Source organism: Leptospira biflexa serovar Patoc strain 'Patoc 1 (Paris)' (assembly GCF_000017685.1).
Lineage (GTDB): Bacteria > Spirochaetota > Leptospiria > Leptospirales > Leptospiraceae > Leptospira_A > Leptospira_A biflexa.
Genome location: NC_010602.1, coordinates 2,773,173 through 2,792,426, shown reverse-complemented (window position 1 = coordinate 2,792,426; position 19,254 = coordinate 2,773,173). Strand labels below are relative to the sequence as shown.

The window sequence follows — 19,254 nt, the reverse complement described above, 5'->3', positions numbered from 1 at the left end:
AAAAACTTATGCTGAATGCGAAAATGGGCTACTTCTTTTTTTATTTACACCATACATCGGAGTCATCATGAAAATAGGAATTTTAGGCGGAACAGGCCTCATTGGAAAGTCTTTGATTCAAACGGCGATACAAAAAGGCCATCGCTTCCGAGTATTTTCGCGCCAAACATCACTCCCCAAATCACTTTCCTCATTTCCTGAGATTGAATTTGTCACATGCCTTCTACCACAATCCTCCGATTTAGAAAACCTCGACGCCATCATCAATTTAGTTGGAGAGCCTATTGCGGGTGTTAGGTGGACAGAAGAACGAAAACAATTAATTTCTACTTCTCGGATTGAGTTCACGAGAGGACTTGTCGCTCGTATCCAAGATTTAAAAAACCCACCAAAAGTTTTTATCAATGCAAGTGCTGTAGGTTACTATGGAATGTCCGAAACCATCCATCAGTCCTATACGGAAACTTCGCCACCCGGAGATGATTTTTTGGCGAAACTTTGTGTGGATTGGGAAAACCAAACAAATCCCCTTTTGCCATTAGGAATTCGGACCATATTACTTCGAACAGGGATTGTCCTTTCTCCAAAAGGTGGGGCATTAGAAAAAATGATCCCTCCATTTTTATTAGGAGTTGGAGGTTCAATTGCATCTGGAACGCAAGGGATGAGTTGGATCCATATCTTAGATTTTATCAATGCAACCTTACATTTAATGACTTCTTCTACTTCCCAAGGAGCCTACAACTTAGTGTCTCCTAACCCAACAAGTAACGCTGAATTTTCAAAACAATTGGCAAAAACCTTGAATCGTCCGAATCTTTTCAAAGTCCCTACATTCGCTATACAAGCGTTATTTGGTGAAGGAAGTGTGGTGGTAACAAAAGGGCAATATGTTGTTCCAGAACGATTGTTACAATCAGGATATGAGTTTCAGTTTCAAAATTTAAACGAAGCGCTCTCAAATCTTTTGGAAAAAAACTGATTTCTTCTTTTCAAAAGATGAGAAGGGTAAGAGACTGGGTTCAACCTTATCTCGGAGTAAGAAATGAACTCAAAAAAAGTATTAGTCTCTCTACTCGCTGTCTCCTTCGCATTTGTGATGGTGGCTTGTGGCGACTCCAAACCAAAAGAAGAAGCACCTGCTGTGCAAGAATCCAGTGCTAGTGCCGATCCTGACTTAGCGAAGGGAGAAGAATTATACCTCCAAAATTGTTCTTCTTGCCACGGCGAAAAAGGGGCTGGTGATGGTGCTGCTGCTGCTGCTCTCAACCCAAAACCAAGAAACTACAAGTCTCCTGCTTCTGAGTGGAAAAATGGAAACTCAATTGCTGGCGTGACAAAAACTTTGAAAGAAGGAATCAAAGGATCCCCTATGGTGGCATATGGCCATTTAGGTGACGATAACATCAAAATCCTTGCAAAATACGTAGAACACCTTTCTAAAAATTAAATTGCCTAATTTCGGTTCCGTTTTTTTGGCGGAACCGAAATCCTTCCTTTATGAACCAAATCATTAAAAAAGCTGACAGACCCACCTGTGATTGCGGAACCACGCGCGGAGACGAGAACGCCCGTAAGGTTGTGAAATATTCCGCTTGGGGGATGATTGCCATGGGACTTGTCGGGATATCTGCTACACCGACGGACGTTTATTTTGTCTGCCGAAAGTGCAAACAGCCCTTTGGCCGGATGACAAAAGAAGAAAGAAAATCGAAATCCTAATTTTAGTTGACCCTCGTTCTTAGTGGAATTCCCTGGAGGCTAATGATGGAAGAGTTTAAGATTCGATTGGGATTTGAGAATGGGGGAAACCTCCCTGTGATCCATATTTCTGGCGAAATCACATCCGAAGCCGAAGAAGAAATTGTGCAATCCTACGAATCGATCCCACAGGACAAACGGTCTCGTGTGATCCTGAACTTTTCGGAAACCTCGTACATCAACTCAGCTGGCATTGCCACCCTCATTAGTTTGATTACAAAATCATCTGAGAACCAAGGTAAAATTGAATTTGCCGGACTCAATACCCATTTCCGTAAGGTCATGGACATTGTGGGCCTAACTGATTTTGTTCTCATCCACGATTCCCTTCATTCTGCTCTCGCCCAAGTGTAAATTCTTCTAGATTCCTAACTTACGTTTGATAAGATAGGAGGGAGAGAGGTCTTTTCATGAGTGAAGTGGAAATCCACATCAAAGGTAAAACATACAAACTTCCAGTAATTACAGGTACTGATGGAAAAGAAGGTATCGACCTTACTGAATTTTACCGCAAAACAGGGCTTGTTACTGTTGACCCTGGACTTTTTAATACTGCCCTTGGTTTATCAAAAGTATCAAGACGTGATCCTGAAAAGGGAGAACTCACATACCGTGGTTATGACCTAAAAGAATTAGCATACCAATCTACTTTTGTTGAAACATCATTTTTATTAATTTATGGTAACCTCCCCACAAAACAAGAGTTAAGTGATTTTTCTAGTCGCCTCTCAAAACACTCCATGATCCACGAAGATATGTTAAATCTTTTTGATGGTTTTCCAGGAGTGGCTAACCCACTTGCTGTTTTATCTGTAATGGTAACATCATTATCTAGTTATTATTTAGAAGAATACGAAGAGAAGTTGGATATGGGAGTGGATTTAATTGCCAGATTACTTGCAAAAATTCGTACGATTGCAGCATTCACTTACAAACATGCTGTAGGCCATCCTTTTGTTTACCCTCTCGATAAAAATCCATACTGCACAAATTTTTTATACATGATGCACAAACTTCCTGCAGACAACTACAATGTTCCGGAAGAATTTGATCGTATTTTAAACCAAATGTGGATCTTACATGCCGACCACGAACAAAATGTATCCAATACCGCCGTACAAGTAGTAGGTTCGACTCAAGCGAATTTGTTTGCTTCGATCTCGGCTGGAATTATGGCGCAGTGGGGTGCAAGAGAAGGGGGAAGGCCAACAGCTGCGATTGGACTCATCGAAGACATCATCAAAACAAAAACTCCTGTGAAAGATTACTTTGAAAGATTCAAACGGGGAGGGCTTACGATCCGCACCAATGGATTTGGACAAAAAGCATACGATGTCGTCAGTCCAAGAGCACAAGTCGCTCGTGAAATCATCAAAGATTTTTATAAGGATCGAAAATTGAGTCCTGTCGAAGACATCGCCCTTCAAATCGATGAAGTGGTTTGGAACGATTCATACTTTATGGAGAATCTTTTGTACCCTAACTTAGAATATTATTCTGGTTTGGTGTTCCACACCTTGGGAATTCCTAAAAACATGTTCTCAGTCATGCAAGTGATTGGAAGGCTTCCTGGATGGCTTGCCCATTGGAGAGAACAAAGAATGAAAGGGGATTTCTCAAAAGTTCGTCCAAAACAAATTTATGTGGGCGAAAACCAAAGAAAGTACATTCCTATCGCCAACCGTCTCTAGAGGATACGAAGGAATCGTGAAACATTATCTCCGTTGGATCACATTCCTTTGGAGTTTGGTACTTTTGACATGTTCAGTGGCAGAAGTACCGCCAGTTGCGGAGAAAGGGCACTTAACTGCCGTTTCATATTTAGCTCAAAACAACCAAATCATTCCTATTGTTGGTGATTGGGAATATTACCCAGGGATGTTGTTTTCGCCCTCAGAACTAACTGAAATCAAATCCATACGTGAGCCTCTCTATTTTACAGTTCCAGGCGTTTGGACAAAGTCATTTTTAGAAAAAGGATTTTTGGCAGGTGATGGTTATGGGACCTTTCATGTAGAATTATTACATGGATTAAAAGGGATTCCACTTTCGATCAAAGTTCCAGAAATGGAATCCGCCTATATATTGTTCGTTGATGGAGAGAGACTTGCATCCAATGGATATGTTTCCACTTCCTATCAATCAGGGATCCCCGAATACAGACCACAGATCATTGATTTTATACCGAAAGAAAACCAAACTTCATTTTTATTACAAATTTCCAACTACCATCATAGAAAAGGTGGTCCAGCACAGGTCATCATCTTAGGTAGAACCTCCGATATCCATAAACAATACGAATTTCAAATCTTAAGAGATATGTTACTCGTGGGTAGTATCTTATTTATGGGATTGTATCATATCTTTCTTTATTGGAATCGAAAAAAAGATCCATTTACATATTGGTTTGCTCTCACCTGTATTCTTGTCGCCTTACGAGTGTTTATCACTGGTAACAAATATTTAGTGCAAGTAATTCCTGACCTACCTTGGGAAATCCACCTAAAACTAAGTTATCTCAGCTTTTTCTTTATCACTCCAATATTTGCAAAATATGTGTATTTATTATTCAAACCATATTTTTCAAGAAGGGTATATGAATTACTTAAGTATGTAGGATATGCTTTTTGTTGCATCGTATTGCTGACGAGATCATCGTTTTATACGTATTTGATGGTGCCATTTCAAATTTTCACCTTACTTGGTGCCATTTATACACTACTTGTTTTATCAAGAGCCATCCGAGATTCACAACCGGGTTCGCTTATTTTTCTCATTAGTTTTATTGTATTTGTGGCTAGTTTTGTGAATGATATTTTGGTAAACAATCTCATCATCAATTCACCTCTCACAATTCATTTTGGCATTTTTATGATGTTTTTTGTTCAGTCAATATACATCGCCCGCAATTTTTCAAAAGGATTTGTGGATGCGGAAAATCTCGCAATAGAACTATCCGAAAAAAACCAAACCCTTCAAAAAGTCCAAAATCAAATTACGATTTTAAATGAACGACTCGAAACTAGGGTCAAAGAAAAAACCATCGAATTACAAAGCAAATTGGATCAAATCACCAAGGATATGAAACTTGCCAAATCTATCATCCAAAGTGTAACCAAAGTACCCGAAATGGAACCACATTTGCGTGTGGATATTTTGTACAAACCAACTGCAGATGTGGGTGGTGATATCTTTTTTGTGAAAAGAATCCAAGATTTTTATTATCGGTTTTTTTTGGGAGATGCTACTGGACACGGATTACAAGCCGCTTTGTATTCCATGATGATCCAATCGGAATTTGAAAGAGTGTCCGCTGTGGCAATGCGACCCAATGATCTTTTGTTTTATATGAACCAACATTTTTATGATAAAAATGCTGATTTACAAATTTATTTTCCAGCTCTTGTGATGGATTTTGATTTTCACCAAAATATCCTTCGTTATGCGGGAGGTGGTGTTCAAAATCAAATCATTCTGAAAAAAAATAACGAATCACTCATTGTAGAAAATACAGGCCCAATCATTGGTATTTTGGAACATTATCGTTATGGAATCTTTGAATCCAAAGTGGAATCGGGAGACCGGATTTTTCTTTTTACAGACGGACTCTTTGAAGAATTGAATGAGGCAGATGGGATGCAGGCTTGGGATGACCTTATGCAGACAATCCAAAGTACAAATGAGTTACCGTTCCAAGAAATCATTCCATCCATCCAAACCATGCTTTTCCAGAAAATGAATAAAACCACATGGAAGGATGATTCCACTTTGATCGTGATTGAAATCACATAATTAAAAAGAAAGTTTTGCTACCATTCCTATCCTATTTGCGACGGGAATGGTATGGTATCGCAGATGTTCACATAAATTGGCCTAATTGAAATAAAGATTACCAATCCCCCGAAGATCCACCTCCGCCGGAATCACCTCCACCTCCAGACCAACTATCACTGGAATCACTTGATGACCATGAGTCTCCACCTGAAGACCATCCTCCGTAATACCCACTTCCATCATATCCACTGCCACCGCCAAGGCCATGGCCCAGTTTGCGCCTGAGAAACATGATGATCACGAATAAAATGATGGCAGCGATTAACCCAAAGGTCCCACCAAAGATAAAGGTTAACAAAGGTAAAATGACTATAAGACCAATGATCGTAAAAATCACACCACCAAACGATGGTATGAAGAGGGAAATAAATGTGAAAATCCCGCCGACAATCCCGGATGGGATCACATCGGAAGCCGTATCACGGCCTGTCGTTTGGACATCATCTTCAGAAGGAGCGTATTCTCCGCGTATGGTGGCCATAATCGCATTCACTCCAGCAGTCACTCCACCATCCATATCGCCAGATTTGAAACTGGGTCTGAGTTCGTTCCGAATGATTTGTTTGGCTTGGATGTCTGTCAATGCCCCTTCGAGACCTCGGCCCACTTCAATTCTCATTTTACGTTCGTTAGGGGCGATGATGAGCAAAATTCCATTGTTTTTGGATTTTTGTCCTAATTTCCATTCATCAAAGATTTCGATTGCCACTCCTTCGATGGTTTCGTCCTGCAAACTGGGAGTGGTGTACACGGCAATTTGATTGCTAGTTTCTGCTTCAAACTGTTTTAGATTGGATTCTAATTGTGTAACGGTGGCTTCAGATAAAATCCCAGCATGGTCCATCACCCTTCGTTCCAGTTTTGGAACTGGATATCCAAACATTGGAATCAAGAAACAACATAGAGAAGTGAAAAGTACGAATACAAACATAAAATTTTGTCTGAGCAAAGAGGTTGAATTTGATGTTTCGATATTCATTTTCATTACATCAATTTCCCACCGTCTCGAATTTCATTGGAGATTTCATTTTTATCATCCTTTTCCACATGGATATTGTACTGCTTGAGTAAATCACCACAGAAGAGGATACTTGCAACAATGCCTTCCTTCTTTTTTCCGGACTTCATTCCAAGAACGATAAGCCTGACTGCCTCATTCCATTCCGATTTTGGAACCACCCTTGCAATTTCTTTGTCTGGATAAACGCGAACAAAGTGTTCGAATAGAGAAATATAGATCAAAATACCTGTTCTATTTTTAGTACGGAAAACTTCTTCGTCTAAAAACGCTTCCTTTGTCCTAAGCTCGACAAAGTATTGTTTGGCGTTTCTAGGTACAAGAAGGATTCGGAGTTTTGGGAATAATGTGAAAATTCCAAGTCCAATAATTGCACCTGCCCAGACAGATAAAACGGCAAATAAGGATTCATTTCCCCAGACAAGCCCATAAACATTTTGAGCTGTATAAAAACTAATGCCAGTTAGGCCACCCAAAAGAAAGGCTCCAAACCAAGCCCATTCGCGATAATGATGGGATGACTCAGCAAAAAAAGGGACAATTTCTGCAGACGTTTTGGATTCGGCTTCTCCAACGGCAGATTTGATTTCATCTAAATCAGATTTTGAGAAATAACGCGCAAGTACACTCATGGGCAAAAGGAAAACAGAATTCCTTACCCAAATCAATCAAAAAACCTAAATTTTGGAATCGATGACGATGGCAATGCTCACGAGGAATAAGTGTAAAATGCTAAAAAAGAAAAATCGCTTCGCAAGCACTTTGTCCATCGATAGTTTTAATCGATAGGCAAATCCAAGGATGAGAACCGTTAGGACAATCGCAGAAAGTAAAAATAAATAGCCCATACGGTCATCGACAAAATAAAACCCAATCACAGACAATGAATACGCAATGGCATACAGAAAAATTTGGTTCACCGTTTTTTCTATTCCAGAGACAACAGGCATCATTGGGATCCCTGCAAATTCATAATCATCTTTTAGGAAAATCGCAAGGGCCCAAAAATGAGCTGGTGTCCAAAGAAAGATCATGAGGAACATGACCCACGCTTGCATCGGAAGTGCATTCGCCATGGCAGCATACCCGATGAGTGGTCCGATACAACCTGAGATTCCACCAATCACAATGTTTTGTTCTGTTCTAGGTTTTAACCAGATGGTGTATAAAAATACATAGAGTAAAAGTGCCGCAAGTGCACAAACGGCCGTTAGCAGGTTGATGAAATAAGTGAGGATTCCAAACGAAACGATTGCGACTACAATTCCCAGTAATAACGCAAATGTGGGAGAAATTTCACCTGCAGGGATTGGTCTTTGTTTGGTTCTGTACATGACAGCATCTCTTTCTCTCTCAATGTATTGGTTGAGGATAAAAGAAGCAGAACTCATAAGATAAGTCCCAAATAAAGTGATGGAGATGACAGTTAAGCTCGGGTATCCTGTGGTTCCAAGGTACATTCCAGGCAGTACAGTGGCCAATACAAGCACTGTGACCCTAGGTTTTGTGAGTTGGTTCCATAAGCGGAACATCAACGAACACCCTTTTTGTCAGAACGAAAATGGTAAAATGCGGCCATATAACAAAACAAAAAAACTAAAACCCCATTTAAGGTATGGAGGCCAGTCACAAGTTTTGGTAAATGATACAATACGTTCATCGCACCCAAAAAGATTTGAAACGATACGAGATAACCAGCGATTTTTAAATACTGTTTCACTTTTTGATTTTTTAAAGTGAGGATGGCATAAGCGGATAAGGATAAAACGAGTAGGGTGACAAGATACCCAAAAAGCCTATGTTCCATGTGGAATCGTATGGTTCCTACCATCGAAGGAAACCATTCCCCATGGCAAGTAGGGAAATCGGGACAAGCAAGACCTGCATAATGGGAACTCACTTTCCCACCGAGAAACAATTGATACAAAACAGCTAAGAGTACAATGAGAAAATAATACTTTCCGTCTTGGTTCCATAAAAATTCCGTTTGGGAAGATGTTTCCGATAATTGTAATCGAATCGTGACACATGCTGATAATAATAACACTGCATTGAGTAAATGTAGGTTAACGGTTGTTGGGTGGAGGAGTTTGGTAACAGTCAAACCACCAAGAATCACTTGAGAAATGAGAAATAATAGTGAAAGACTTGCAGGAACTCCTAACGATTTCCGAGTCTCTGGATTTTTTAGAATCCATATAAAACCGATCCCCACAAGGATTCCTAAAATTCCAGAATAATAACGATGCCCCACTTCCATAAAGATCTGGAAGGTAAACTCTGGCACAAACTTCCCATGACACAAAGGCCAATCAGGGCATGCCAGTCCCGAATCTGTGGCCCGAACGAGCGGTCCATAGAGAAGATTGAGTAGGATCATCGCGGAAAGAATGGTGTAAAAACGTTTGAGTGTCATACGTCTATCTGTTTCCTCCAGGTTTTGTGATCTGGGTTTGGGGAAAATAAAATTAATCTTGCATCTTTTAAAAATTGTTGGATAAAAAGAGCAGTTTTTCGTATAGACTATATCAGGTAAGATTATGCAAAACACAGACCTTTATAATAAGGGTGGCTATTGGACTTTCCTTGTCACACTTGCTCTCAACATTCTTTTCTTCGCGTACATTTCCTTTGTCCACCCGGGAACACCGGAAAACCCAGGAATGGAAAACAAAAGCGTTCAATCCAAATAGGGTAACAACCAAATTACGTGAACATCCGCATTTTCATTTGTTTTTGTTTCTTTCTTGTCATCGAGTCTGTGTCTGCGTATGACCCACACTCCAACTTGACAAGGGAAAACAAACTCCCTAAGGAATTGGAAAACATTGGATTTTCGGATGTTACAGGCAAAACGTTGCAACTCAACATTCCTTTTCGAGATGAATCGGGCAAAGAAGTTCTCTTTTCTGATTTTCTCGCAGCAGGGAAACCAGTCCTTCTCTCTCCCGTTTATTTTAAATGCCCCACCCTTTGTAACTTTCACCTCAATGGTGTCTTCAAAAGTTTAAAGGATTTGGATTGGTCACTCGGCAAAGAATACCAATACATTGCGGTATCCATCGATCCAAAAGAAAACGAATCCATTTCGTTTCCCAAAAAAGGGGCTTATTTGAAGGAATACGGCAGAGTGGGAGCAGATTCAGGCCTCCATTTACTCACAGGCTCACAAGAATCCATTGATGCACTCACCAAACAATTGGATTTTCGTTATGCTTGGGACGGCGAAGCCAAACAATACATCCATGCAAGTGGTGTGTATGTTTTGACTCCCGATGGGAGAGTGTCTCGGATCTTCCAAGGCATCCAACTCGAACCAAGGGATTTAAAATTTGCCTTCCTTGAGGCATCTTCTGGTAAGATTGGGAGTTTTGTGGACAAGTTTGCTTTATTTTGCTTTCAATTTGATCCTAGAAAAAATAAATATACGATATACGCATACAGGATGATGCAATTCGGGGGGGCGGTCACCTTACTCCTTCTCGGTGCGTTTTTATACATAAACTGGCGAAAAATAACAAATAACAACCGTCAAGGAGTCACATAGATGTCTTGGAGCAGTCTCATTCCAGCGACCTCGTTCATGCCTATCCAGGCCACTGAAATCGCAAAAGAAGTCGATCTTCTCTATGCATTTCTGATCATCGCAAGCCTTGTTTCGTTTGTCATCTTGATTGGTGGAATGACATGGTTCCTCATCAAGTTCAAACGTACAAGTGTAGACCAGAAATCCGCATACATTACTCACAATAATTTTGCAGAGTTCCTTTGGTCCTTTATCCCTCTCGTCATCATGATGGGAATTTTCTATTGGGGTATGGTTATTTTTGAAAAACTGAGAACCCCACCAGAAGACGTGGCGGCAGAAATTCATGTCACTGCAGAACAGTGGGCATGGACGTACCGTTATGCGAATGGAAAAGAGTTCTATAGTTCAGCAAATGATCCAATGATTGTTCCTGCTGGAAAAGCAACGAAACTCATTCTCACTTCGAAAGACGTCATCCATAGTTTTTATGTTCCGGCTTTCCGAACCAAACAAGATGCGGTTCCAGGAAAACTCACTCAACTTTGGTTTGAGCCAAAACAACCAGGAGAATACATCGTTTTTTGTACAGAATATTGCGGAACCAAACACTCCGGAATGATGATCAAAATCAAAGCGATCCCTTCTGAAGAATATGCGGCTTGGTACCATGCTGAGAAAAAAGGTGCGGACTCTCCTGCTGACTTAGGGAAAGTTTTGTTTGCCCAAAAAGCTTGCGCTTCTTGTCACTCCATTGATGGATCCCGAGTTGTTGGACCAACAATGAAAGGTCTTTTTGGATCGGAGCGTAAGTTTGCTGATGGAACCAAAGCTAAGGCGGATGAAAATTACCTTCGCGAATCCATCTTGGTATCTTCTGCAAAAATTGTAGAAACTTACCCAGCAGCCATGCCGTTATTCCAAGGCCAATTGTCTGATGAAGACGTTGCCAACTTAATTGAATATATCAAATCCATTAAATAAGGAAGAGAGATGAGTTCAGCACATACAAAAACCGAACATGGTCACACAGACCATAATTACCTGAACCACGGATCTGGAATCTGGTCTTGGATGACCACTCTGGACCACAAACGCATTGGACTTATGTACTTTGCAACAGTTTCTACCCTTTTTCTAATTGGTGGTTTCTTTGCATTGGGAATCCGTCTGCACTTAGCAAAATTTGGTGCAGAACCACTCCTAGATCCAGACACGTATAACAAGTTCATGACCTTCCATGGTGCCATCATGGTATTTATGGTGATCATTCCCGGAATTCCTGCTTTCCTTGGAAACTTTGTCCTCCCGATCCAACTCGGTGCCAAAGACGTTGCCTTCCCAAGGCTCAACCTTGCCTCTTACTACATTTTCATTGCGGGTGCTGCGATTGCTGCATCTTCTATGGTTTTTAACCAAGTGGACACAGGTTGGACATTCTACACTCCGTACTCTACAGCAAAAACATCTAATGGGGTGATTTTACTGGTTTTGGGTGCGTTTACCATGGGATTTTCTTCCATCTTAACGGGACTAAACTTCATCGTCACCACTCACAAACTCCGAGCACCGGGAATGACAATGGATCGAATCCCACTTATGATTTGGGCACTCTACTCTACATCCATCATCCAAATTCTTGCTACACCGATCCTTGCGATCACTCTCCTCCTCATCGGAGCTGAGAAAACTCTTGGAGTTGGAATTTTTGATCCAGACCTCGGTGGGGACCCTGTCCTTTTCCAACACTTCTTCTGGTTCTACTCTCACCCTGCGGTGTACATCATGATCCTCCCTGCGATGGGTGTGATTTCTGAACTCATCACAGCATTCTCCAAAAAAACAATTTTTGGTTACCGTGCGATTGCTTACTCATCGGTTGCGATTGCTGCAGTCTCCTTCCTAGTTTGGGGACACCATATGTTTGTGTCTGGCCAATCCACACTTGCTGGGATTGTTTTCTCCATCATCACTATGTTTGTTGGGGTTCCCACTGCCATCAAACTCTTCAACTGGATTTCCACAATGTATCGCGGAACAGTCACATTCGAAGCGCCCATGCTCTTCGCTCTTGGTTTTATGTTCCTCTTTACCATCGGTGGTTTGACAGGGGTATTCCTTGCTTCCACTGGTATGGACGTTCACTTCCATGACACTTACTTTGTTGTTGCTCACTTCCACTACGTAATGGTAGGGGGAACACTCATGGCACTGATGGGTGGAATCTTCTATTGGTTCCCTAAGATGTTTGGAAGGATGACTTCTGACCTTGGTGGACGTATTTCTTGGGTTCTCATCTTTACAGGATTCAACGTAACTTTCTTTCCACAATTCGTACTCGGTGCGATGGGAATGCCAAGACGTTACTTCGATTACCTTCCTGAATACACAAACTTAAACCAAATTTCAACCGTAGGGTCTTGGCTCATTGGTCTTGGTTTCTTAGTAGGACTCATCACGATCATTCATGGAATTTTTAAAGGCGAAAAGGCTTCTGATAACCCTTGGGGTGCAAAAACACTCGAATGGCAAACGTCTTCTCCACCTCCACACGAAAACTTTATCAATACTCCAACAGTAACTGCAGGGCCATATGACTTCCGTTAGTTCTTCAAGTGAATTTCAACACCAACACCATTTTAAGAGTGCAGAACACCAATATGCCTCTTCCAAACAAGGAATTTGGTTATTCCTTTGCACTGAAATCCTGATGTTTGGTGGCCTATTCGTAGGTTACCTCATCTACCATTCTTTGTATCCTACCGTTTTCAAAAATGGTTCCGAAACTTTGGATTGGAAAATGGGTGCTGTGAACACAGTGGTTCTCCTCGTGAGTTCCTTCACCATGGCTGCCGCCATCAATTATGTGCAACGTGGTCTCCATAAAATTGCAGCCATCATGCTTGCGCTCACAATCGCATGTGCTGGTGCCTTCATGGTCATCAAGTATTTTGAATACAGTCACAAGTTCCATGTGGGAACGGTTCCTGGTAAGTTTTCCTTAGTGGACCCAACTTGTGGTGCTGGTGGAAAACGAGCTGAGTGCGAATCAAAAATTTCTGCACTTCTAAAGAACCCAGCGGAACTTGAAAAAAACCATGTGAATGCAGAAGAAGTCGCTCGCTTAAAAGCTGTGATTTCCCAACCAAAATGGGAAATGTTCTACGGCTTTTACTTTGTGATGACAGGGCTTCACGGGATCCACGTTGTGGCCGGTGCACTTCTGATCTTCTGGATTTTCATCAAAACTTTAAGAAGAAAAGTGGGACCTGAATACTACACTCCTGTAGAAGGTGTGGGTTTGTTTTGGCACGTTGTGGACTTGGTATGGATTTACCTTTTCCCACTTCTATACTTAGTAGGATAATAGGGAATTTAAAATGGAATACGTCATCAATTACGGACTCTACTTCATTGCACTCGTAGCTGTTTTTACACCTGTTCTTGGGTTTGGAATCTTTGCTCCAGGGATTGCAACTGCGACCATCTTAGGATTCATCGTCAACTGGTTTGGACAATTTTTCCAAACAGATCGTTTTTCTAAATTCACATCTGAAAACAAAGAGAACAAACTTTTGAAGTTTGTTTTGGGTGATGAAGACCACAAAGAAGACCACGCTTCGGCTTCTATGTGGGTGGAAGACGGGGAAGAGGAAGAAGAGCACGAACACCATGTGATTTCCATCAAAACATATGTGTATGTCTTACTTGCTCTTTTCTTTGGAACATTTGTCACGGTTTGGGTGGCTCAATACGACCTTGGCAAATGGAATATGATTGTCGCAATGGCTGTGGCAACTTGTAAGGCATTCTTTGTATTGGCTTACTTTATGCATTTAAAGTATGACAATATGCTAAACCGAGTGATTTTCCTCTCGGCATTTGCTTTCCTTGCACTCCTCTTTGCATTTTCGTTTGGAGATATCATTTCCCGAATTGCACCGACAACAGAAACACCAGTAAAAACTTTTTTCTAAGAAAATATTAGAAATGAGTGAGAGAAGAAACCCGCCTCTGCGCGGGTTTTTTCGTCTAATGATCTATCGTGATGCAACACCTCCAGGCGATCCTGTCTAAATTTCTAGATTTAATCCCAGAGCGACGTACATATGGTTCTGAGTATTGCCAAGAATTGGACCGCCACATGCGGATCATCCAAATCCCAGGAAGTCTCATTGGATGTGTTGCTCTTCTTGGATTTGCCTTTGATACAGATGCAAAACTCCATCCTGAATTCCCTGAATTATTCTATTATCGCATCGGTTTTTCCTTACTTTGCCTAGCTTATATTTTTCTCATATTGATCAACCATTCTAAAAACATCCATTCACGTATGGAAGGATTGGTTTGGGGTTACGTTGTGTACGGTTATATACTGTTTACTGCTGCGTATTATACAGGTCGCATTGCAGACGATGCACCTTATGTTTCTGGTTACCAAATGGTAGTCATTGTTCTTTCATTTTTACCTCTCCCAAGGAAAACTATCTTTATTTATTATCCCATTTCCATTTTGATATTTTTGGTTTCTGTTTATATCTACAAACCAAATTTAGATACACCTGCCGCAGCCTATTCCATGCAAAATTTAACTCTTAGTTATCTATTAGGAGTTTTTAGTGGGCTCATCATCGAAAGGTATCGGTTTCATTCTTTTCTGAATCATCTCACAGTGATCAAAAAAAATGAGGAGGTCACAAAGACAGCTGAAGAAATCCAAATTTTAAAAACACAACAAGATGGTGATTATTTTCTCACTTCTTTATTATTTGAACCCTTAATCGGAAAGGAAACCGATGGAAATGCTGTCACCATCGAAACTGTTCTCAATCAATACAAAAAGTTTCATTTTAGAGGAAAGGAATACCAGTTAGGTGGTGATTATTTATCTGTTTACAATCTAATTTTACAAGGCAAACGATACAAAGCATTCATTAATGGGGATGCAATGGGAAAATCAATCCAAGGAGCAGGGGGAGCCATCGTGCTCGGAGCCGTATACAACTCCATTATCATCCGTTCCAAAATGGATCCGGAATCCTCGAATCGATCGCCTGAAAGATGGTTACATGATTCATACCTAGACCTACAAAAGATCTTCGAAACCTTTGACGGTGCTATGCTTGTTTCGGCCGTGATAGGACTATTGGAAGAGTCTACTGGTACATTGTATTTTATCAATTTAGAACATCCTTGGGTCATCTTATATAGAGATGGGAAGGCAAAATTCATCGAAGAAGACGTCTATTACTATAAATTAGGTGTGATGGAAGTTCCAACCAATCGATTTATATCGATCTACCAAATGAAACAAGGTGATAAAATCTTTTGTGGTTCTGATGGAAAGGATGATTTAGTAATCTCTGAATCTGGGAAATTTCGAGATATCAATGAAAATCAAAATCTAATTCTGGATGCAATCGAAGAATCGAATGGTAATATATCTTCTTTAACAAAAGTTTTACAATCCAAAGGGAAATATTCAGATGATTTAAGTATCATTTCTCTCGAATATAATTTAAAATCAAATTCAAGAGCTGGAAAAAATTGGGAAGAAGCAAAACAATGGATCAAAGAAAAACAGTTCAGTAAAGCTTTGGATGTTTTACTTTCTTATCACTCTGCTTTAGATATTTCGGTACAAGAATTAAAATACATATCACGTTTGTATGAAAAAGAGGGCGTTTTGTTAAAAGCTATGGAATACGCTAGTTTGGCTTTAGAAAATTTCCCTTCAGATTCAAGTTGGATGTTCCATACTTCTGTGTTATACAAACGGCTCTATTCCATTTATAAATCTCCCTCTTTTTTGGAAGAATCACAGGAACTTAGCGAACGTGTGAGACTTAGGCAACCCAATAATATCCGAAACTTGATCCATCTTGCAGATGTTTGTCGATTATTGGGTGATAAGGATAGGGCTCAATATTTGGTGCAACAATTGAAGCAGACAAATCCAGAACACAAAAAAATCCAAGAGCTCATTGCTCTTTTGTAGAGATTTCTATTTTTGGAATAGGATGATGCGATCCAAAATCTCCAAAGATTGGAATTCAAAAAAACTTTTGATCCAATCAAATGTATTTTTTGTATAAAAGAAAGTATGTGTTTGGTCGTTTTTGTAATACCAGTTTTCAAATACAATGGAATCGTCGTATGGATGGGTGAGGATGTACAACCTACCTTTCGGTTTTAAGAGTGAGTGTAGTTTTTGGAATTCTTTTTTTGGATCGTGGAAATGTTCAACCACTTCCGTTAAAATGATATAATCGTATGACCGACTCAAATTTTCTTCATTTGGGTGGAAGTAAGGATCATACAAACAAATCTCATATCCACTTTGTTTTAATAGATATGCAACGACAGGACCTGGCCCTGCGCCAAAATCCATTCCACTATCTTCTGGTGTTTGGAATTGAATTACCTTTTCCACAATTGGTTTTAAAAAGTTTTGGTAATTGGTATCCAGAATATCATTGTTATGTTCTAAGTATCTTTTTTTCTCTTCTTCGTTTGTCGGGCGATACTCAAAGTCCATAAATATAGCAAAACAATTTGTGCACCTTGAATAGGAGCGGAATTTATTTTGATGAAATGGATTGGAGGTCGCTTCACAGAGTGGGCAATTCATAGGAAACTCTTACAAATTTCCTATGATTTACAAATGGATCAATGAATATTCGGTGAGATTCAGAGTTGAAAACAATCAATACTCATCCGAATGATTCTTCTTGATCGAGGTTTCGCTTAAGGGTTTACCTTTTGCATGAAGTCTGATTTTGGGCAATAACGTGTGATATCAAAACTTCTTAAGATTGTATCCGAGGCAAAATAAGGATTTGGTTTTCCAGTTGATACTAGGGTATGAGTCGTTGTATTTTTAACGCTATCGTAATCTGTACAAACAGCCGTAGCCATGGCAGATTGTAATGTCAACTTACTTGTGATCGGAGTTTTGGCAGTATACGTGTGTTGGTAACTTCCTTTTTTAAAAGTGGTATAAAACTTTGATTGTACTTCAAAATTTCCAGGTAAAAATAGGAACGGTGCCGATTTGATATCATATTGATTCCCGTCGCCATCCTTTACTAGAACGCCTGTTACATATGCATTGAATACAATCAATCCTTTGGTGTTCTTCAGTTTTGCACGATCGGATTCAAATTGTTTATAGGTAGCCGTATCCGTTTTTTCTTTATATTTTTCGTTTACATCAAGTTTGATGTTTTCTTCCGGCCATTTGTAAACAAATAGTGCATCATTTGAATGGTCGATTAAAAACAAAATAGGAGAAAATAGGAATGTTAATAAATTCAAATATGCAAACTTATTGAATTTTTTTTCAACAACAAAGGACTTTGGTTCAAACCCATTTTTTTCAACTCGATAATTGAATTTTTTATCAGTTTTTACTGGATACTCGATTTGGTGAAAAGTTTCACTTACCTTTTCTTCATCTAGATAAATACTCGATTCTAACTGGTCTGCATACACTTGAATGGGTCTATGTGTTGTCGTTTTGAACATCGTGGCACAACCTATTGTCAGTAAGGTTGTGGTGAATAATGCTAGTTTAGCGGTTCTTGCAAATAATTGGTTCATTTTGATAGATCGAACAACGATCAATATAATTGGCAACGCGATTTTTCATTTTTATCTCGTCGTCAGAGATAATGTATTTTTGTTTTTTCCGCAATGGACAAGCGGTTCTTTGTGAGAGCCCAAATCGCAAAAAAACCATTCTATTTTTTCAGTTTTGTTTCCGACAATGGTAGTAATAGAGAAATCGGAACGCCCATGCAAAATATAGATTATTCCAGAAAGCTTAGATCAGGCCGTCCCTTAGAAGGGGAGATTCCCTCCTATTCTTCCTTTTCCCAATCCCCATCTTCTCTAACTAGCGGAACCAAACCAAAATCGGCATTCATCCTCCTCATTGGGGGAATTTTACTCTTCACATCAGGAATGGTGGTTGGGATCCAATTGGGCCAAAAAGAGAGTAAATTCAAAGAAAAAGCGGAAACATCCTTTTCTAATGTGGGAACCAAGTCACAATCCCAGCCGAAACTTTCGGAACGAGACCAAGAATCCTATCAAACCGACCCAAACGAAAGATTGGGATCTGACGAGAGTGCCCGTTCTCCTTTCCCTGCCACACTCATGTTCCCACCGAAGAATGACCAAATCAATTATATGGTGCAAATTGGTGATTTTAGTCCGGAGGAAGCCGTATCCATCGGAAAACAATTGATAGGTTCACAGCCAAATCTCCGTGGTCGGATCTTTCGAACTTCGACTGGAAAATTATTTGCAGGCTATTTTTACCGTTTGGAGGACGCGAAAGAAGTTTTGGAAGCGGTGAAAGGGAAACTCCCTCAATTGACTGGTGCAGAAGTAAAAACCATTCGATTCTGAACTATTTTTCCCAACTTCCTTGACATTGCCCAAATTTGAGGTATACTCAAGCATAAGAGTATTTACGGAAGTTATTATACTTACTTGGCTACAAAAAAACTAAACGAAAAAACTAAAGAGCCTAAATTCAAGGTTGGGGACTACGTTGTATACCCGATCCATGGAGTAGGTGAAGTCACAGAAGTTGCAAAAAAGCTGATTCTGGGTAAGAAGAAAGACTGTTACAGTTTGGAAATTCAAGGTTCCAAAATGAAGGTCTCTATCCCAGTTGATCGTGCAATGGATGTGGGTATCCGATCGATCATTGATAAAAAAGAGATCAAAAAAGTTCTCACTCTCCTAAAAAAGGATGAGGTCGACACGGAAGAGGACTGGAAGGTCCGTTACCAGAACAATATGAACAAGATCAAGTCTGGTTCTATTTTCGAAGTGGCTGATGTTTGCCGTAATCTTTACAGACGTGCCTATGGCAAAGAACTCTCCATTATGGAGAGAAAGCTCTATGAGAGCGCCTATAATTTAGTAAAGATGGAAATTGCACTAAGCAAGGGTGTACCCCAAGAAGAAGCCGGAAATATTGTTTCCGATGTTTTAGCAGCTTCAGTGCAAGGGATAGCACCACCACCACCTCCAAAAGAATTGGATGATGATTTAGATTTAGAATAAACTTCCGTTTTTGCTCAAACTCTTTTATAAGGAT

Annotated in this window: 20 protein-coding genes; 14 read left to right on the top strand and 6 right to left on the bottom strand. The window is 40.0% G+C overall.

The genetic code is table 11. The features are described 5' to 3' along the window. The first annotated feature begins 67 nt into the window (after nt 1-67). From LEPBI_RS13255 to LEPBI_RS13230, 6 genes are all read left to right on the top strand, one after another. Nucleotides 68-982 carry a TIGR01777 family oxidoreductase gene (locus LEPBI_RS13255; protein ID WP_012389633.1) on the top strand — a complete coding sequence of 305 codons (915 nt, stop codon included), beginning with the start codon at nt 68-70 and terminating at the stop codon, nt 980-982. Nucleotides 983-1,045: 63 nt separating this feature from the next. Next, entirely contained in the window at nt 1,046-1,450 is a 405-nt protein-coding gene (locus tag LEPBI_RS13250) for a c-type cytochrome (protein ID WP_012389632.1), read from the top strand. A 50-nt stretch (nt 1,451-1,500) separates the two neighbouring features. Further along, nucleotides 1,501-1,722, top strand: coding sequence for a hypothetical protein (locus tag LEPBI_RS13245; RefSeq protein WP_012389631.1), 222 nt, complete (start codon nt 1,501-1,503; stop codon nt 1,720-1,722). A gap of 42 nt (nt 1,723-1,764) precedes the next feature. Then, a complete protein-coding gene (locus LEPBI_RS13240; RefSeq protein ID WP_012389630.1) occupies nt 1,765-2,115 on the top strand; it encodes an STAS domain-containing protein in 351 nt (116 codons plus the stop codon). Nucleotides 2,116-2,171: 56 nt separating this feature from the next. Next, nucleotides 2,172-3,452, top strand: coding sequence for a citrate/2-methylcitrate synthase (locus tag LEPBI_RS13235; RefSeq protein WP_012389629.1), 1,281 nt, complete (start codon nt 2,172-2,174; stop codon nt 3,450-3,452). Between the two features lie 16 nt (nt 3,453-3,468). Next, complete coding sequence (locus tag LEPBI_RS13230; protein ID WP_012389628.1) at nt 3,469-5,553, top strand: SpoIIE family protein phosphatase; 2,085 nt, start codon at nt 3,469-3,471, stop codon at nt 5,551-5,553. 97 nt (nt 5,554-5,650) lie between these two features. Here LEPBI_RS13230 and LEPBI_RS13225 read toward each other — a convergent pair whose 3' ends face one another. From LEPBI_RS13225 to LEPBI_RS13210, 4 genes are read right to left on the bottom strand one after another with little or no spacing between them, the layout of a single operon-like run. Then, the gene (locus LEPBI_RS13225; RefSeq protein ID WP_420804602.1) at nt 5,651-6,526 is read right to left on the bottom strand and encodes a TPM domain-containing protein; all 876 of its coding nucleotides are present in this window, start codon (nt 6,524-6,526) and stop codon (nt 5,651-5,653) included. 53 nt (nt 6,527-6,579) lie between these two features. Continuing rightward, nucleotides 6,580-7,245, bottom strand: a complete 666-nt coding sequence (locus tag LEPBI_RS13220) for a TPM domain-containing protein (protein ID WP_226992944.1) — start codon at nt 7,243-7,245, stop codon at nt 6,580-6,582. Nucleotides 7,246-7,290: 45 nt separating this feature from the next. After that, nucleotides 7,291-8,145, bottom strand: a complete 855-nt coding sequence (locus LEPBI_RS13215) for a heme o synthase (protein WP_041769886.1) — start codon at nt 8,143-8,145, stop codon at nt 7,291-7,293. Beyond that, nucleotides 8,145-9,029, bottom strand: coding sequence for a COX15/CtaA family protein (locus LEPBI_RS13210; RefSeq protein WP_012389624.1), 885 nt, complete (start codon nt 9,027-9,029; stop codon nt 8,145-8,147). Before LEPBI_RS13210 ends, LEPBI_RS13215 begins: the two co-directional genes overlap by 1 nt. 294 nt (nt 9,030-9,323) lie before the next feature. On the opposite strand from LEPBI_RS13210, the gene LEPBI_RS13205 reads away from it, so the two are divergent. The 6 genes from LEPBI_RS13205 to LEPBI_RS13180 all read left to right on the top strand — a co-directional run bounded on the left by LEPBI_RS13205 (nt 9,324) and on the right by LEPBI_RS13180 (nt 16,137). Continuing rightward, nucleotides 9,324-10,160, top strand: coding sequence for an SCO family protein (locus LEPBI_RS13205; protein WP_012389623.1), 837 nt, complete (start codon nt 9,324-9,326; stop codon nt 10,158-10,160). Next, on the top strand, nt 10,161-11,123 hold the full coding sequence (gene coxB, locus LEPBI_RS13200; RefSeq protein ID WP_012389622.1) for a cytochrome c oxidase subunit II: 963 nt from the start codon (nt 10,161-10,163) through the stop codon (nt 11,121-11,123). 9 nt (nt 11,124-11,132) lie between these two features. Beyond that, nucleotides 11,133-12,746, top strand: coding sequence for a cytochrome c oxidase subunit I (locus LEPBI_RS13195; protein WP_012389621.1), 1,614 nt, complete (start codon nt 11,133-11,135; stop codon nt 12,744-12,746). Continuing rightward, entirely contained in the window at nt 12,733-13,506 is a 774-nt protein-coding gene (locus tag LEPBI_RS13190) for a cytochrome c oxidase subunit 3 family protein (RefSeq protein ID WP_012389620.1), read from the top strand. Before LEPBI_RS13195 ends, LEPBI_RS13190 begins: the two co-directional genes overlap by 14 nt. A gap of 13 nt (nt 13,507-13,519) precedes the next feature. Then, nucleotides 13,520-14,116: a cytochrome C oxidase subunit IV family protein gene (locus tag LEPBI_RS13185; protein WP_012389619.1), complete on the top strand. Its 597-nt coding sequence runs from the start codon at nt 13,520-13,522 to the stop codon at nt 14,114-14,116. Between the two features lie 71 nt (nt 14,117-14,187). Then, on the top strand, nt 14,188-16,137 hold the full coding sequence (locus tag LEPBI_RS13180; RefSeq protein WP_226992787.1) for a PP2C family protein-serine/threonine phosphatase: 1,950 nt from the start codon (nt 14,188-14,190) through the stop codon (nt 16,135-16,137). Nucleotides 16,138-16,143: 6 nt separating this feature from the next. Here LEPBI_RS13180 and LEPBI_RS13175 read toward each other — a convergent pair whose 3' ends face one another. Both LEPBI_RS13175 and LEPBI_RS13170 read right to left on the bottom strand, forming a co-directional pair. Beyond that, the gene (locus tag LEPBI_RS13175) at nt 16,144-16,770 is read right to left on the bottom strand and encodes a class I SAM-dependent methyltransferase (protein ID WP_012389617.1); all 627 of its coding nucleotides are present in this window, start codon (nt 16,768-16,770) and stop codon (nt 16,144-16,146) included. 116 nt (nt 16,771-16,886) lie between these two features. Further along, entirely contained in the window at nt 16,887-17,741 is an 855-nt protein-coding gene (locus tag LEPBI_RS13170) for an LEPBI_I2678 family protein (protein ID WP_143708638.1), read from the bottom strand. 195 nt (nt 17,742-17,936) lie between these two features. On the opposite strand from LEPBI_RS13170, the gene LEPBI_RS13165 reads away from it, so the two are divergent. Together LEPBI_RS13165 and LEPBI_RS13160 are read left to right on the top strand one after the other, a co-directional pair. Then, a complete protein-coding gene (locus LEPBI_RS13165) occupies nt 17,937-18,554 on the top strand; it encodes a hypothetical protein (protein ID WP_012389615.1) in 618 nt (205 codons plus the stop codon). A gap of 84 nt (nt 18,555-18,638) precedes the next feature. Beyond that, on the top strand, nt 18,639-19,220 hold the full coding sequence (locus LEPBI_RS13160; RefSeq protein WP_012389614.1) for a CarD family transcriptional regulator: 582 nt from the start codon (nt 18,639-18,641) through the stop codon (nt 19,218-19,220). The last annotated feature ends 34 nt before the right edge of the window (nt 19,221-19,254 follow it).